Origin of the sequence: Gallibacterium genomosp. 1 (assembly GCF_000771875.1) — a bacterium.
In the GTDB taxonomy this organism is placed as follows: Bacteria; Pseudomonadota; Gammaproteobacteria; order Enterobacterales; family Pasteurellaceae; genus Gallibacterium.
Genome location: NZ_JPXX01000018.1, coordinates 134,683 through 148,792 on the forward strand (window position 1 = coordinate 134,683; position 14,110 = coordinate 148,792).

The 14,110-nt window shown below is 35.1% G+C and carries 14 protein-coding genes; 5 read left to right on the forward strand and 9 right to left on the reverse strand.

The annotated features are described in order from the left end of the window. Positions 1-167 precede the first annotated feature (167 nt). Positions 168-1,952, forward strand: coding sequence for an ABC transporter ATP-binding protein/permease (locus JP36_RS06385; protein WP_039173145.1), 1,785 nt, complete (start codon positions 168-170; stop codon positions 1,950-1,952). Between the two features lie 48 nt (positions 1,953-2,000). Here JP36_RS06385 and hpaC read toward each other — a convergent pair whose 3' ends face one another. The 4 genes from hpaC to aroQ all read right to left on the reverse strand — a co-directional run bounded on the left by hpaC (position 2,001) and on the right by aroQ (position 4,958). After that, entirely contained in the window at positions 2,001-2,510 is a 510-nt protein-coding gene (hpaC, locus tag JP36_RS06390; protein ID WP_039173149.1) for a 4-hydroxyphenylacetate 3-monooxygenase, reductase component, read from the reverse strand. Between the two features lie 53 nt (positions 2,511-2,563). Beyond that, positions 2,564-3,910, reverse strand: a complete 1,347-nt coding sequence (gene accC / locus JP36_RS06395; protein WP_039134072.1) for an acetyl-CoA carboxylase biotin carboxylase subunit — start codon at positions 3,908-3,910, stop codon at positions 2,564-2,566. Between the two features lie 63 nt (positions 3,911-3,973). Next, the gene (gene accB / locus JP36_RS06400) at positions 3,974-4,441 is read right to left on the reverse strand and encodes an acetyl-CoA carboxylase biotin carboxyl carrier protein (protein WP_039173151.1); all 468 of its coding nucleotides are present in this window, start codon (positions 4,439-4,441) and stop codon (positions 3,974-3,976) included. A 64-nt stretch (positions 4,442-4,505) separates the two neighbouring features. Next, positions 4,506-4,958 (reverse strand): type II 3-dehydroquinate dehydratase, encoded by a 453-nt coding sequence (aroQ, locus tag JP36_RS06405; protein WP_039173155.1) that lies wholly within the window; start codon positions 4,956-4,958, stop codon positions 4,506-4,508. A 218-nt stretch (positions 4,959-5,176) separates the two neighbouring features. Between aroQ and JP36_RS06410 the strand changes: the two genes are divergently transcribed. Together JP36_RS06410 and trxA are read left to right on the forward strand one after the other, a co-directional pair. Beyond that, complete coding sequence (locus JP36_RS06410) at positions 5,177-6,163, forward strand: 2-hydroxyacid dehydrogenase (protein WP_013746258.1); 987 nt, start codon at positions 5,177-5,179, stop codon at positions 6,161-6,163. A 107-nt stretch (positions 6,164-6,270) separates the two neighbouring features. Then, on the forward strand, positions 6,271-6,597 hold the full coding sequence (trxA, locus tag JP36_RS06415) for a thioredoxin TrxA (RefSeq protein ID WP_018347013.1): 327 nt from the start codon (positions 6,271-6,273) through the stop codon (positions 6,595-6,597). 65 nt (positions 6,598-6,662) lie between these two features. On the opposite strand, the gene JP36_RS06420 is transcribed toward trxA, so the two are convergent. From JP36_RS06420 to smpB, 5 genes are read right to left on the reverse strand one after another with little or no spacing between them, the layout of a single operon-like run. Further along, entirely contained in the window at positions 6,663-7,358 is a 696-nt protein-coding gene (locus tag JP36_RS06420) for an NTP transferase domain-containing protein (protein ID WP_018347012.1), read from the reverse strand. Beyond that, positions 7,355-8,263, reverse strand: a complete 909-nt coding sequence (locus JP36_RS06425) for a DMT family transporter (protein WP_039134059.1) — start codon at positions 8,261-8,263, stop codon at positions 7,355-7,357. Before JP36_RS06425 ends, JP36_RS06420 begins: the two co-directional genes overlap by 4 nt. Then, positions 8,260-9,213 (reverse strand): choline kinase family protein, encoded by a 954-nt coding sequence (locus JP36_RS06430; RefSeq protein WP_039173159.1) that lies wholly within the window; start codon positions 9,211-9,213, stop codon positions 8,260-8,262. Before JP36_RS06430 ends, JP36_RS06425 begins: the two co-directional genes overlap by 4 nt. Beyond that, positions 9,206-9,994, reverse strand: a complete 789-nt coding sequence (locus JP36_RS06435) for a LicD family protein (RefSeq protein WP_039173163.1) — start codon at positions 9,992-9,994, stop codon at positions 9,206-9,208. Before JP36_RS06435 ends, JP36_RS06430 begins: the two co-directional genes overlap by 8 nt. A gap of 31 nt (positions 9,995-10,025) precedes the next feature. Next, a complete protein-coding gene (gene smpB / locus JP36_RS06440) occupies positions 10,026-10,505 on the reverse strand; it encodes an SsrA-binding protein SmpB (RefSeq protein ID WP_039093971.1) in 480 nt (159 codons plus the stop codon). A gap of 145 nt (positions 10,506-10,650) precedes the next feature. On the opposite strand from smpB, the gene JP36_RS06445 reads away from it, so the two are divergent. Both JP36_RS06445 and JP36_RS06450 read left to right on the forward strand, forming a co-directional pair. Beyond that, positions 10,651-11,958 (forward strand): acetyl-CoA C-acyltransferase, encoded by a 1,308-nt coding sequence (locus JP36_RS06445; protein WP_039173168.1) that lies wholly within the window; start codon positions 10,651-10,653, stop codon positions 11,956-11,958. Further along, a complete protein-coding gene (locus JP36_RS06450; RefSeq protein ID WP_039173171.1) occupies positions 11,958-14,105 on the forward strand; it encodes a 3-hydroxyacyl-CoA dehydrogenase NAD-binding domain-containing protein in 2,148 nt (715 codons plus the stop codon). Before JP36_RS06445 ends, JP36_RS06450 begins: the two co-directional genes overlap by 1 nt. Positions 14,106-14,110 lie beyond the last annotated feature (5 nt).

The following is a 14,110-nucleotide window of genomic DNA, read 5'->3' on the forward strand; positions in this document are numbered from 1 at the left end:
ATAGTTAAAAAATAAAACTGCGCAAGATTATATTGCTTTCTAAGATGAAAAAAACTGAGGAAAGGCAAATTTTATTGAATTTTTTACAAAAATTTTTGCCTAAACGACTTTATCTAGGCAAAATAGCCCACAGTTTTTTTAAAAAATAAAATATCTCGGATTTTTCAATGGATTTAGTCTCTGAAGCAATTAATTCTTTTTGGTGGATTGCCAAAAGTTTTATTATCAGCTCAATTTGTTTTGCAATCGCACTGTTTTTACTGATCAAATCAACTCGATGGGGACATCAATTTTGGCAACTGGCTAAACATTATTTTGTCGGCAAACAAGGCATTGCCCCGATTGCTACCTTTTGTGTAATTGTCCTGCTGACTCTACTTTCTGTTAGAATCGATGTAATTTTCTCGCAATGGTACAACAATATGTACAAAGCCTTGCAGGAACTGGATGAAACTGCATTTTGGCAACAAATGATCTTCTTTGGTGTCATTGTCAGCATTAACTTACTGAATGCTCTTATTATCTACTACATCAAAAATCGCTTTAATATTCATTGGCGAGAATGGCTTAATCAACATTTTTTGGATCGTTGGTTATCGAATCAAACCTTTTACAAAACACAATTCAGCTACAACCAATTGGATAACCCGGATCAACGTATTCAACAAGATATTACTTCTTATATTGAGAACTCTCTCAATTTTGCCACCGGTGTCATCAGTGCCTGTGTTTCGATTGTTGCCTTCACCATTATTCTTTGGAATTTGTCCGGCCCAATGACTATCGCCGGAGTAGAAATCCCACATATGATGGTTTATCTTGTCTTTATTTATGTTTTAATTACCAGCGTTTTTGCTTTCAAACTTGGTCGACCATTAATCAAGCTAAACTTTGCTAATGAAAAATTAAACGCTGACTATCGTTATTCACTGATCCGCTTAAAAGAATATGCGGAAAGTATCGCTTTTTATGCCGGTGAAAAAATAGAACGAATTTTGTTAAATCAACAATTTAAACGCATTATTGATAATGTTTGGAAACTTGTTTTCCGTACACTAAAACTTTCAGGATTTAATATTGTAGTTAGCCAAATTTCTGTAGTGTTTCCATTTATTATTCAAGCACAACGTTTTTTCTCTAAACAAATTACATTGGGAGATATGGTACAGACTGCACAAGCATTCGGGCAAGTTCACAATTCGCTTTCATTTTTTCGTAATAGCTATGACACCTTCACTGAATATCGTGCAACATTAGATCGTTTAAGCGGATTTACCGCTGCAATGCAAAGCTGCCAATCACATTCAACTGCACATATTCTGCCTTCACAAAGCAATGTTGTTTTTGAAAATCTCTCAATTTATAACGCAGACGGGAAAGTATTACTCAAACAACTCAATCTAACCTTAACTGACGGACAACGTTTATTAATCCAAGGTCCATCAGGCATTGGTAAAACCACTTTATTACGCACAATTGCCGGCTTATGGCTTTATTCAGATGGGAAAATTTATTGCCCACAACAAACACTGTTTTTATCACAGAAAAGCTACTTGCCTCAAGGCAGTTTACGCGCAACGTTATATTATCCGAACCCTATCCCACAACAGAATCAACAAAATGCAGTTGATGTGTTGAAATCCGTTCAATTAGCACATTTGGTTGATAAATTAGACGAAGAACGTGACTGGACACGCATTCTCTCACTAGGTGAACAACAGCGACTTGCAATTGCTCGCTTACTTTTAGCTAAACCTAAAGTGGCTTTCTTAGACGAAGCCACATCCAGTATGGATGAAGGGTTGGAATTTGCGATGTATCAATTAATTCTCGACCAGCTTCCTGACACCATTTTAATTAGTGTCGGACATCGTTCAACATTAAAACAGCATCACAATATTGCATTAATGTTGACGGGGAATGGGGAGTGGTATTGTGACGCCACACATTAAACATAAAAAATCCGCTCATAGGAGCGGATTATGTATAAATAATTTTCTCTATGTGACAACCTGAAACCCTCGATTGAAATAAATCAAACCATTACCGTCATACACATCGATTTTATCCAGTGTCACGAAAAATAACGAGTGCGTGCCAACTTCGTGAATCATAGTGATTGTACCGTGCAGATTAGCCAATGAACCAATTAATGCCGGAGCGTGATAAAATTCGTGTTTTTCTTTCCAGATGTCCATATTAAAACGCTCTTCCATTGAACTTTCACGCATACCTGCAAAATGACAAGCAAGCTCTTGCTGCTCTGCGGATAGAATATTAATACAAACCTGTTTATTCTGTTTAAATACAGCATTCATTTGACTATTACGATTCACACAAACTAAAACTGTTGGAGGTGTATCTGTGATAGAACAAACCGCCGTCGCCGTAATTCCACAAGTTCCTGCCTCACCTTGTGTTGTAACAATATTCACTGCCGCTGCTAATTTAGACATCGCATTACGGAAGTTTTGTTGTTCGGGCGTTAATGTTTCTGCTATTTTTGCCATATTTTCAAATTATCTTAAGCGAAAAACGCCGGTAAATTACCGGCGTTTAATAACTAATCATTCAACCCTAATTTTTTCTCAAGGTAATGAATGTTGGTACCACCTTTTTGGAAATTTTTATCTTCCAAAATCGATTCGTGTAATGGGATATTGGTTTTAATGCCGTCAATAATTGTTTCCGCTAAAGCATTTTGCATTCTGCGAATAGCCACTTGACGATCTTCACCATACGCAATCAATTTACCAATCATTGAGTCGTAATTTGGCGGCACAGTATAACCACCATAAATGTGAGAATCCCAACGAATACCGAACCCACCCGGTGAGTGAAGATGTTCGATTTTACCCGGAGATGGTAAGAATGTAGTTGGATCTTCTGCATTAATACGACATTCAATCGCGTGCCCGCGTACTTGAATATCTTCCTGTTTGAAAGATAATGGCAAGCCTGAAGCAATGCGTAACTGCTCTTTTACTAAATCAACGCCGGTGATCATTTCAGTAACCGGATGTTCCACTTGAATACGAGTGTTCATCTCAATGAAATAGAATTCACCGTTTTCGTATAAAAACTCAAACGTTCCCGCACCACGGTAACCAATCTCTTTACAGGCATTAGCACAACGCTCACCGATATGACGACGCATCTCTTCAGTAATTCCTGGTGCTGGCGCTTCTTCAACTACTTTTTGATGACGACGCTGCATTGAACAGTCGCGTTCAGCTAAATAAATCGCATTTCCGTGTGTATCTGCCAGCACTTGAATTTCGATATGACGTGGATTTTCCAAATATTTTTCCATATAAACCATATCATTATTAAATGCCGCTTTCGCTTCCGCTTTAGTCATTGCAATGGCTTCTTCCAAAGCACTTTCGTGACGAACAACACGCATTCCACGACCACCGCCACCACCAGACGCTTTTATAATAATTGGGTAGCCGATACGCTTAGCAATCTCTTTATTCTTATTGATATCTCTACCCAATGGTCCATCAGAACCCGGTACACAAGGTACACCAGCCTTTTTCATTGCATTAATCGCCGAAACTTTATCTCCCATTAAACGGATAACATCTGCTGTAGGCCCAATAAATACAAAACCCGAACGTTCTACTTGTTCTGCAAAATCAGCATTTTCTGATAAAAATCCGTATCCTGGATGAATTGCATCTGCACCTGTCACTTCTGCGGCTGCAATAATTGCCGGAATATTTAAATAACTTTTGGCAGATGGTGCCGGCCCAATACAAACAGTTTCATCCGCAAGCAAAACGTGTTTTAACATACGATCCGCTGTTGAATGTACCGCCACAGTGGCAATACCTAACTCTTTGCACGCTCGTAAGATACGCAATGCTATTTCACCACGATTAGCGATAACTACTTTTTCTAACATAGTTCTATCCATAAAAATCGACACAATTTGATATGATGGTTATCAAATTATGTCATAGTAAATTTATTCAATTACGATTAATGGTTCATCAAATTCAACCGCATCACCGTCATTAACTAGAATAGCTTTTACTACACCAGCTTTATCAGATTCAATACGATTCATCATTTTCATTGCTTCGACAATACAAAGCGTATCACCGACTTTCACGCTCTTACCAACTTCAACAAATGGTGCAGCTTCGGGACTTGGACTACGATAGAATGTCCCCACCATCGGTGAGCGAACGGTATGACCGGAAATTGCATCCGCTTCTGCTGCCGGAGCTGCCACCGGTGCTGCTGTGGGTGCTGCAACCGCTGCCGGAGCAGCTGATGGTACGATGATCGGTTGTGGCGCAACCGGTGCCGACGCCACTACTGCACTACCACGACTAATACGCACAGATTCTTCACCTTCGGAAATCTCAATTTCCATAATACCTGATTCTTCAACTAATTCGATGAGTTTTTTAATTTTACGAATATCCATAGTTTGATCCGCTATCTAGTTAATGTTTAATCGACAAATCGCTACAAAAAACCGGTAGCGATAATTAATTTGCTTGCTGCTGTTGCAAATAGGCAACGGCAAACTGTAACGCATATTGATATCCTGCCGCACCTAATCCACAAATTACCCCCACAGCAATATCGCTTAGATAGGAATGATGGCGAAAAGGTTCACGACAATGAATATTTGAAAGATGAATTTCAACGAAAGGAATTTCTACTGATAATAACGCATCCCGCAATGCCACACTGGTATGGGTAAACGCCGCCGGATTAATCAAAATAAAATCCACTTTTCCCAAACTTTCGTGAATTTTATTAATCAGTTTTTCTTCGCTATTGGATTGGAAACAACTCAATTCAATGCCATACTTTCCGGCACTTTCTTGCAACGCCGTTTCAATATCTTGTAAGGTCTGTCTACCGTAATGCTTCGGCTCCCGTTTCCCCAACATATTCAAATTAGGGCCATTTAATAACAAAATATGAAATGACATAGTTTCCTCTCACTTCTCGTCTATAAAAATTCAACATTATAACGATTTTATCGAAAATCACAGCATTTATCTGCTCTTACCACTCATTTTCTTTAAAATTAACCTAAATTACCCTTTCAGAACTGCTGACTTCGGCACAACCAAAAGCGCCTAACTTGGTCTTGATATGTTACACTATCAACAGGAAAGCAAAATTTAAATTTAATAGGAGTATTACGATGAAAATCGCTGTTTATAGTACAAAAAGTTATGACCGAAAATATTTGGAACTGGTCAATGTCAAATACAATTTTGATCTCGAATTTTTTGACTTTATGCTCAGTAAGCGTACTGCAAAAATGGCGGAAGGTTGCCAAGCGGTCTGTATTTTTGTAAACGATAATGCCGATCGGGAAGTGCTCACCGAACTTGCGCAAATCGGTGTCAAAATTATTGCTTTACGTTGTGCCGGTTTCAACAATGTCGATTTAGAAGCGGCAAAAGAATTGGGATTAAGTGTGGTTAGAGTGCCGGCATATTCTCCGGAAGCGGTCGCCGAACATACGGTCGGCTTAATGTTGACATTAAATCGTCGCATTCACCGCGCTTATCAACGCACCCGTGAAGCCAATTTTTCGCTTGAAGGCTTAATCGGTTTCAATATGCACGGACGCACTGTTGGCGTTATCGGAACCGGGAAAATCGGTTTAGCCGTAATGCGAATTCTAAAAGGCTTTGGTATGCATATTCTCTGTTATGATCCATTTAAAAATCCGGCAGCAGAAGAACTTGGCGCCACTTATGTTTCTTTAGATGAACTCTATGCCCATTCGCACGTCATTACGCTTCATTGTCCGGCAACCCCGGAAAACTATCATCTGTTAAATGCCGAAGCATTCAAAAAAATGAAAGATGGTGTAATGATCATTAACACCAGTCGTGGCACATTGATTGATACCCAAGCGGCGATTGAAGCTTTAAAATCCCGTAAAATTGGCGCATTAGGTATGGATGTTTATGAAAATGAACGAGATCTCTTCTTCGAAGATAAATCGAATGAAGTAATTTTAGATGACGTATTCCGTCGTTTATCTTCTTGCCATAACGTGTTACTGACAGGGCATCAGGCATTTTTAACAGAAGAGGCATTAACCAGTATCTCGGATGTGACACTTAGCAATATCCACGCACTGGTTACAAATCAACCTTGTGCAAATCTACTTTAAGTTTTGGCTATTGCTGGAATTGTATTTTGTGCAACAAATTAGTGTTATACTACCGTAACATTTTTAACATTGATGAAAAAATAAACTTCAATTAAGGATTAAACTTTATGAGCGATAAAATTGTTTATTCAAGCGATGCATCTTTCGAAGCGGACGTTTTAAAATCAGATGTACCTGTTTTACTTGACCTTTGGGCACCTTGGTGCGGACCTTGCAAAATGATTGCACCGGTTTTGGATGATCTTGCAGAAGAATTTGACGGCAAAGTAAAAATCGTCAAAATTAACATTGATGAAAATCAACAAACCCCTGCACAATTAGGTGTGCGCAGCATCCCAACATTGATTATCTTTAAAAACGGTCAACCTGTTGCTACTCAAGTTGGTGCCGTTCCAAAAGCACAATTAGCTGCGTTTATTAATAATGCTCTTTAATACATTTATAAGTTAAATGCTGAATATTAAGGTCACAAATAATACTATTTGTGACCTTATTTTTATCAAGTTTTTTTATAATTTAATAAACTTAAATAATCTTCAACAGTATCCATTTCTCCAGCATCACTGTCATTCAACAACAATGTTCTAACTGCTAATTTTTTGGTTAGAATTAATTTTCTAGGAATATCATCCCAATAATATTTTGGATTATTTAAAATATCAGATTCTAAATAATTAGATAAAGCTTTCTTTATTGAATAACAATCTTCACCTATCCAAAAAGATACTCCTAAAAGAGATGGTTTATCATCATTGCTAACATCTATCTGACGAATAATTCCCATTTTATCTATAATTGGCACCCATTCTTTTTCTCTTTTTAATCTATGTATTAAGAAATAAGTACTACTTTCTAATTTTTCTAAAAAAATATTTTTATATAACACAACATCCGCATCAATAACATAACTATTTTCAAAGTAATTAGATACCTTAAAAAAAGAATAAATGTTATTGTATTCCTTATATTTTTCATTATAAATAATTTTACATTTATATTTATCATTCAAATATTCGAATAAATGAGCATTATGTCCTGTCACAATAAAAATATCAAAAATATTAGCTTCTTGAAGAAATTTAATAGTTCTTTCTATATTAGGCATAGATAAAATTGGAAGTAATGCTTTATGACTATTACTTACAAAATCTTTAAATCTACTTCCTAAACCAGCTGCTAAAATAATTGCATTCATTTTTCACCTTTTGAAAAGCTAATTACTATCGAACAAAAAATACAAAAGCCACCAATTATACTAATGATAGTAAAATTATATGTTGTAAATAAAAACAACATAATCCACAAAATATAACTTATGTTGAAGTTTATTGCACAAGATGATCCGATAATACTTATTGATGTATAATAAAAAAAGTAAGATAATACTGAAAAAATACTAACAATAAATAAATTAAATAAGAATTCTATATTTATACTAAAATTACCATCTAGATAAAAAAATATTAAACACAAGATTATAGAAATGCATATAGAAATTATATATCGAAAAAATAATATTGTTTCAGGAAATATTGATTTAATAGAAAAATACTCACAACATACAGACTCACTTCCCCAAGAAAATGCACATAACAGTGCAAAAAATATTCCAAAAACTTGAAGATTATTAATTTCTAATGGTTCTATAGTAAGATATAAACCAATAACTGATAATATTATAGAGATAACCACTTTAAAGTTTATCTTTCTATACAAAAAGAACAATATTAATAACGAAAATATTGGGTATATCGATGTAAAATAAGTCGTAATAGCAACCCCAGAAAATACAATAGATAATATATACAATCCCATACCTATAGAAGGGAATACTAAGAAAATAATATTTTTCCTAATAACAAAAGCATTTTTAGAAATATCTAAAGTTATTTTTCTTATTCTTAAAAATGACAAAAAGACAAGTGAAAAAAACTCTGTAAAAAGCAGTATTATTACAGACAAAAAAAGATAATCATCACTCAACTCTTTATATAAAGATGCGACTCGATCTATCAATATTAAATTTATTGCCCAAAGTAATCCAGATAGAATTCCTAAAAGTTCACCTCTAAACTTATAGATTAAGTCTTTCCACATCATATATAATTTTCCTTATACTCTGAATATAAAGAAAAGATTCTTTCTAGGCGTTTATATTTATAATTACCAAAGAAATCACCTCTAGACTCTTTAGCTAATGTCCATAAGTACCAAAGTGCATTTTGTAGAATTTTATATATAAGAATTTTTTCTTCTAAAATATCTATTTTAGAAAGTGAAGGGGGGGGGGTAGAAAGGTCATAAGAAAAATTATTTTTTTTAATATTCCATAAATTGCAATAATTTTCTAAAAATTTTCTTTCAATATGTTTTGGAAAATTAGATTCTTCAAATAATGATGCAATATCCCACATAGGATCATTCAAGCCAGAATACTCCCAGTCTATTAAATATAACTTTTGATAAATTAATATATCATCTCCTAAAACAAAATTCTCTGCCACAAGATCATTATGACAAGGAAATGAATTTATACCTAAATCAGCAAATAATCTTCTATACAATCCTAATATCTTAGATTCAAAATGATAGTATTTATCATCAATTACAACATCACTATCTAAAACTATTTTTTTATAAAGTTTATATTCTTCTAAATAATCCCATGTATTTGTAAATTTAGCACCTGAAGAATGAGTATCAACTAATAAATCTACAACTTTATTCAAATATCCAAAAATATTATAAGGAGATAACGTCATAGCATTATTAATATATTTAGTAATTTTATCACCATTATTTTCATTAAAATATATGATATCCGAATTGATTCCCAATTCACTCATTAATACACTATTATTATGTTCATTTTTTCTATTAATAATTTGATTAGAAGTTTTACCAGAAACTCTAAAAACAAATCTTTCATTTTTAGTGGTTATTAAATAGTTTGTATTTGTCATTCCTCCAATCCTATCACAAGATAAAATTGATTTCTCCTCTATATTTATTAAAGAACAAAAAATAGATATTATACTCTTATCATTCATTCGTATATACCTCAATATTATGTCCTTTTCTCTCATTTTCCGGAGGAAAACTCATATAATTACCATATTGCTGCTTTAATAAGAAATCATATTGTGCTGATACCGGAAACATATACTCTTCAAAAGGCAAATAAATTATATTCTTAAAATCTTTTCTTTTATAAATAATCTTATCTATAGGCTCATATACAGAAACACTTTCTGACTTTTCCTGTTTTGTAATATTTTTTAATTTATTAATAAAGAAATAAATAGAAGGTATTTTTATAGAAATTTTCTTTGCTAAAAAATTTAAAATTGAGGCGTGCTTAAAAAAATGAGACAGCAACTTTCTATAAAACTTATATTTCTTTTGTTGTTTATCTGCTTTTTTTGAATCAGAAGAGATATCTTCTAAGATAAAAATATCAATATAAATCCCATACTCAATAATATGATTTTTTGTTTTTTCTATTAACAACGTATTTTTATCAAAAAACTTCACTAAATGACCATAGAAAAAATTTTTCTCATCATCAATCCCCCATAATTCGTAATTATCTTTAAGAAGATTACTGCTTTCATTCCATAATTTAACAAATTTATCATATTCTTCTCTTAACATAAAAATATCAATATCATCATCCCAAGGAATAAACCCTTTATGCCTAATAGCACCTAACATTGAACCATATGCTAAAGAATAAGATATGTTATGCTTTCTACAGAAACTATCAAAATTAACTAATACCTGAAGCAAAATTGATTTATAGTCTTTCTCATTTATTTTTTTTCTATCCATAAATATATTCTCAAATTATTTATAAATAACTCTACCTTCCCGCATTTTTCATAATACGATCTTTGGTGAGCTTCCATTCTCTCTCTTTAATGTCTTGGCGTTTATCGTGTTGTTTTTTACCTTTAGCAATACCAATTTTGACTTTTGCCCACGCACTTTTCCAATAAAGTGACAACGCTACAATCGTATATCCATCACGATTTGATTTACCAAATAAGGAGTCAATTTCTCGCTTGCTTAAAAGTAATTTACGTGTGCGAGTTGGATCGCAAACTATATGGGAAGAGGCTACATTTAACGGCGTAATATTTGCCCCGAATAAAAAGGCTTCTCCGTTCTGGAAAATAACATAACTATCACCAATATTGGCTTTGCCTGCTCGTAGTGATTTAACTTCCCAGCCTTGCAATGCCAAACCTGCTTCTATTTCATCTTCAATAAAATAATCGTGTCTTGCTCTTTTATTTAAGGCAATCGTATTGTCTTTTTTAGTTAATTTCTTTTTTGTCATCATTAAAATCCTTCAAAATTTGCAATTATTCTACCTAATCACTATTTGAAAAACAAAGACAAAGTGTCCCTATTCCCAGTTATCGCGCTCTGGTATAGAATGCGTTACAATTTTACGTTATTTTTATTCATCAGCTGGTATTCCTATGTCTGAACAACCTGTTTTAACCACATCCAAAGGTGCTAGAGTCGCCGTTGTTGATGGTATTCGTACTCCCTTTATTAAGAAAAATACACTTTTCAAAGAGGCAAGAGCAAAAGATCTCGGAGCAATGGTCGCTAATGAATTATTAAGTCGTTTAGCCGTTCCAAAAGATAAAATTGAGCAAGTCGTATTTGGACAAGTAATCCAAGATCCTGATATTCCTAATCTATCTCGAGAAATATCGCTCTTGTTAAATATGCCAAAAGCGCAATCTTACACTGTTAGCAGCTCTTGTCCAACCGGATTACAGGTGCTAATCAATTTAAGTAACAGTATTTTGATGGGAAATGCTCATTACGCATTAGCAGGTGGAGCCGACTCTTTATCCAATGCACCAATTCGCCTTAATTCTCATTTAATTCAATTGTTTAGAGATGTGATGGCAGCAAAAAGCTATGAAGAAAAATATCGTCTGTTACGTCAAATCACTTGGCAAGATTTCAAATTGCAGGCATTGAATTTAAAAGATCCATTAACACAGCTTTCTCTTTCCGCTGTATCTGAACAGATGGCTCAAGATTTTCATCTCAGTCGTCAAGAATTAGACGAGTATGCGGCACGCTCCCATCGTTTAGCTTATCAAGCTTGGCAAAGTGGTGAATTACGCCAACAGGTAATGGTTTCTTTTCCACCTCCTTATAAAGAGTTCGTGGTTTCCGATAACCAAATTGAGAAACACGTTAAACCGGAGTTTTACCAAAAATTTAAACCTTTTAATGGAAAAAATTACGGTACGGCAACTGATTGGAACACTTCTCATTCGTGCGATGGCGCAGCGGCTGTATTGCTGATGAATGAACACACTGCAAAGGCTGAAGGATTGAATATTCTTGGTTATATCCGCCACTATACAATGACAGCAAATGATGTTTGGAAAAATATGTTTGTTGGCGTAACCTATTCTATTGCAAAAGTGTTGCAAAACGCTAATATACGCCTTTCCGATCTAGATTTAATTGATATTCACGAAACCTCTTCAGCTCAAATTTTATCCAATTTAAAACTGATTGAATCGGAGACCTTCGCTCGGCAGCATCTTAATCGTTCAACTGCAATTGGCAATATTGATATGAGTAAATTAAATATTTTAGGAGGTTCTCTTGCTTATGGTAATCCACGTGCAGTCAGCAGTTTACGTTTGATTATCCAATCATTATATGCTTTGAAACAACGTGGCGGTGGGCGTTCTCTTATTGCGTCAAGCGGTTTAGGGGGCATCGGTGGGGCTATGATTTTGGAGAGCGAATAATGAACAATTTACAGCAAAATACTCAACATTCTCCATTTACACTATCAATTGATGATCAACAGATTGCATCATTGATCGTGAATGTAACTGATAAAAAACGTAACATCTTGTCAGCAGAATTTGTCGATCAGATGTTGCAACTGTTAAACAATCTGCCTAAACAAACAAAAGGTTTAATTTTTTATTCCAGCAAGAAAAATAATTTTATTCAGGGCTTTGATCTCAATAGTTTAATGGGAAAATCTGATAATGAATTGGAAGCCTTTTTGGATAAAATTCATCATTTAATGGAAATAATTCGTCAATTACCATTTCCAACAGTAGCAGCAATTCACGGCTCTTGTTTCGGTCTTGGCTTAGAATTAGCTCTAGCATTTCAATATCGCATTGCTTCTGATGATATTAATACACAATTTGCAATGCCGCAGGTTCGTTCCGGTATTGTGCCTTTCGCCGATGCAATTTCTGCGTTAGTTTCTCACGTTGGCTTAAAGAAAGCCCTCTCTATTTTGCTTTCCGGTGACAAATTTGATGTGCATACAATGCAATCATTAAATTGTATCGATGACGTTGTGCCACAAAGCTTATTGTTACCTACCGCCTTTGAATTTTTCAGCAAAAAAACATTAGTTGCAAAAACGCTTTCAAAAACCGCAAAATTTTGGCAAAAAATTCAAGGATATCGGCATAACAATCCAATATTCCGCCATATTTTGTTTGATGCAGCAGAAAATAAAGAATGGTTGGGGCCGATTGATAACTATCCTGCAATGGCAAAAATTATCGAAATTTTAAAACAGCCAACCCATCCATTGCGTTTAGAAGTTGAACGCCAAGCTTTTATCAGTTTGTTCAACAGCGATAACTCCAAAGTGTTGCGCAACCTTGAACAGACGAAACGAGCAATGCGTTTGCAATATGAAGCTAGAGGAAATAATGTACGCGATGTGAATAAACTTGCCATTATCGGGGGCGGTTTTATGGGCGCAGGCATTGCTTACATTACTGTGCGAAATGCTAAAATTCCAGTAAGAATCAAAGATATACACCCATCCGGCATTGCTAAAGCATTGCATTTAACGCATTCATTATTGCAACAAGAAGTCGGGAAAAAACTGTTATCTTCTGGTGAAATGCAGCAATTAATGTATCTGATTTCCGGTGGTGAACGCTTTTTAGCTGCACCTGATGCTGATTTTGTGATTGAAGCAGTTTATGAGGATCTAACCACTAAACAACAAGTTTTAGAAGAAAGTGAAGTATTCTATAGTGAACATACTATTTTCGCCACTAACACCTCAACATTGTCGATTGCAGACATTGCCAGTGTTGCCAATCGTCCAGAAAACGTTATTGGCTTCCACTATTTTTCCCCGATTTCCAATCGCAAAATGTTGGAAATTATTCCTCATCCTAAAACATCAGAAAAGACGATTGCGACAGCCATCCACTTTGCTATTCAGCAAGGTAAAATTCCGCTTCTGGTTTCCGATAAGCCGGGATTTTTTGTCAACCGCATTCTTATTCCTTATTTGTTGGAAGCCTTTTACTGCTTATGTGATGGCGAAGCGGTTGATTTTATCGATCGTGCTTTGCAGGAATTCGGTTTTGAAATCGGTCCATTGGCTATGTTGGATGATTTTGGTCTGGATCTTTTTGCTAAAATGTTGCCAAGTTTGGAAAGACACTACGGAATGCGTTTTGCCGTGCCGGCAAAATTAGGCAACTTAATCCGCGATCAACGCAAAGGCAGCAAGAATCGGCGTGGTTTTTATCTTTATCATTCACAGAACGGTCAACGCTCTATGGTGGATAAAAGTATCTATTATGTGATGGAAACCATTTCCGAAAATAATTTGGAATCCGAACAGGTGGTTCGCCGTTGTATTCTGATGATGATTAACGAGGCGGCTCGCTGTTTGGAAGAGGGCGTGATCAATGATCCGAATGAAGGTAATATGGCTTCAGTATTGGGCGTATTCTTCCCTGAATTTCGTGGTGGCATTTATGCCTATATCGAACATATCGGTGCCATTTCAATTGTTAAGGCATTGAATGATCACGTAAAACTTTACGGTGAACGCTTCCTGCCTTGTGATTGGCTACTGAATAAAGCCGAACAGGAACAGCAACTTATGCAGAGGTAACACAG

Coding starts and splice junctions, on each gene's coding strand:
- JP36_RS06385 (WP_039173145.1), top strand. CDS start 168: ATGGATTTAGTCTCTGAAGCAATTAATTCTTTTTGGTGGATTGCCAAA.
- hpaC (WP_039173149.1), bottom strand. CDS start 2,510: ATGGCAAAAATAGCAGAAACATTAACGCCCGAACAACAAAACTTCCGT.
- accC (WP_039134072.1), bottom strand. CDS start 3,910: ATGTTAGAAAAAGTAGTTATCGCTAATCGTGGTGAAATAGCATTGCGT.
- accB (WP_039173151.1), bottom strand. CDS start 4,441: ATGGATATTCGTAAAATTAAAAAACTCATCGAATTAGTTGAAGAATCA.
- aroQ (WP_039173155.1), bottom strand. CDS start 4,958: ATGTCATTTCATATTTTGTTATTAAATGGCCCTAATTTGAATATGTTG.
- JP36_RS06410 (WP_013746258.1), top strand. CDS start 5,177: ATGAAAATCGCTGTTTATAGTACAAAAAGTTATGACCGAAAATATTTG.
- trxA (WP_018347013.1), top strand. CDS start 6,271: ATGAGCGATAAAATTGTTTATTCAAGCGATGCATCTTTCGAAGCGGAC.
- JP36_RS06420 (WP_018347012.1), bottom strand. CDS start 7,358: ATGAATGCAATTATTTTAGCAGCTGGTTTAGGAAGTAGATTTAAAGAT.
- JP36_RS06425 (WP_039134059.1), bottom strand. CDS start 8,263: ATGATGTGGAAAGACTTAATCTATAAGTTTAGAGGTGAACTTTTAGGA.
- JP36_RS06430 (WP_039173159.1), bottom strand. CDS start 9,213: ATGAATGATAAGAGTATAATATCTATTTTTTGTTCTTTAATAAATATA.
- JP36_RS06435 (WP_039173163.1), bottom strand. CDS start 9,994: ATGGATAGAAAAAAAATAAATGAGAAAGACTATAAATCAATTTTGCTT.
- smpB (WP_039093971.1), bottom strand. CDS start 10,505: ATGACAAAAAAGAAATTAACTAAAAAAGACAATACGATTGCCTTAAAT.
- JP36_RS06445 (WP_039173168.1), top strand. CDS start 10,651: ATGTCTGAACAACCTGTTTTAACCACATCCAAAGGTGCTAGAGTCGCC.
- JP36_RS06450 (WP_039173171.1), top strand. CDS start 11,958: ATGAACAATTTACAGCAAAATACTCAACATTCTCCATTTACACTATCA.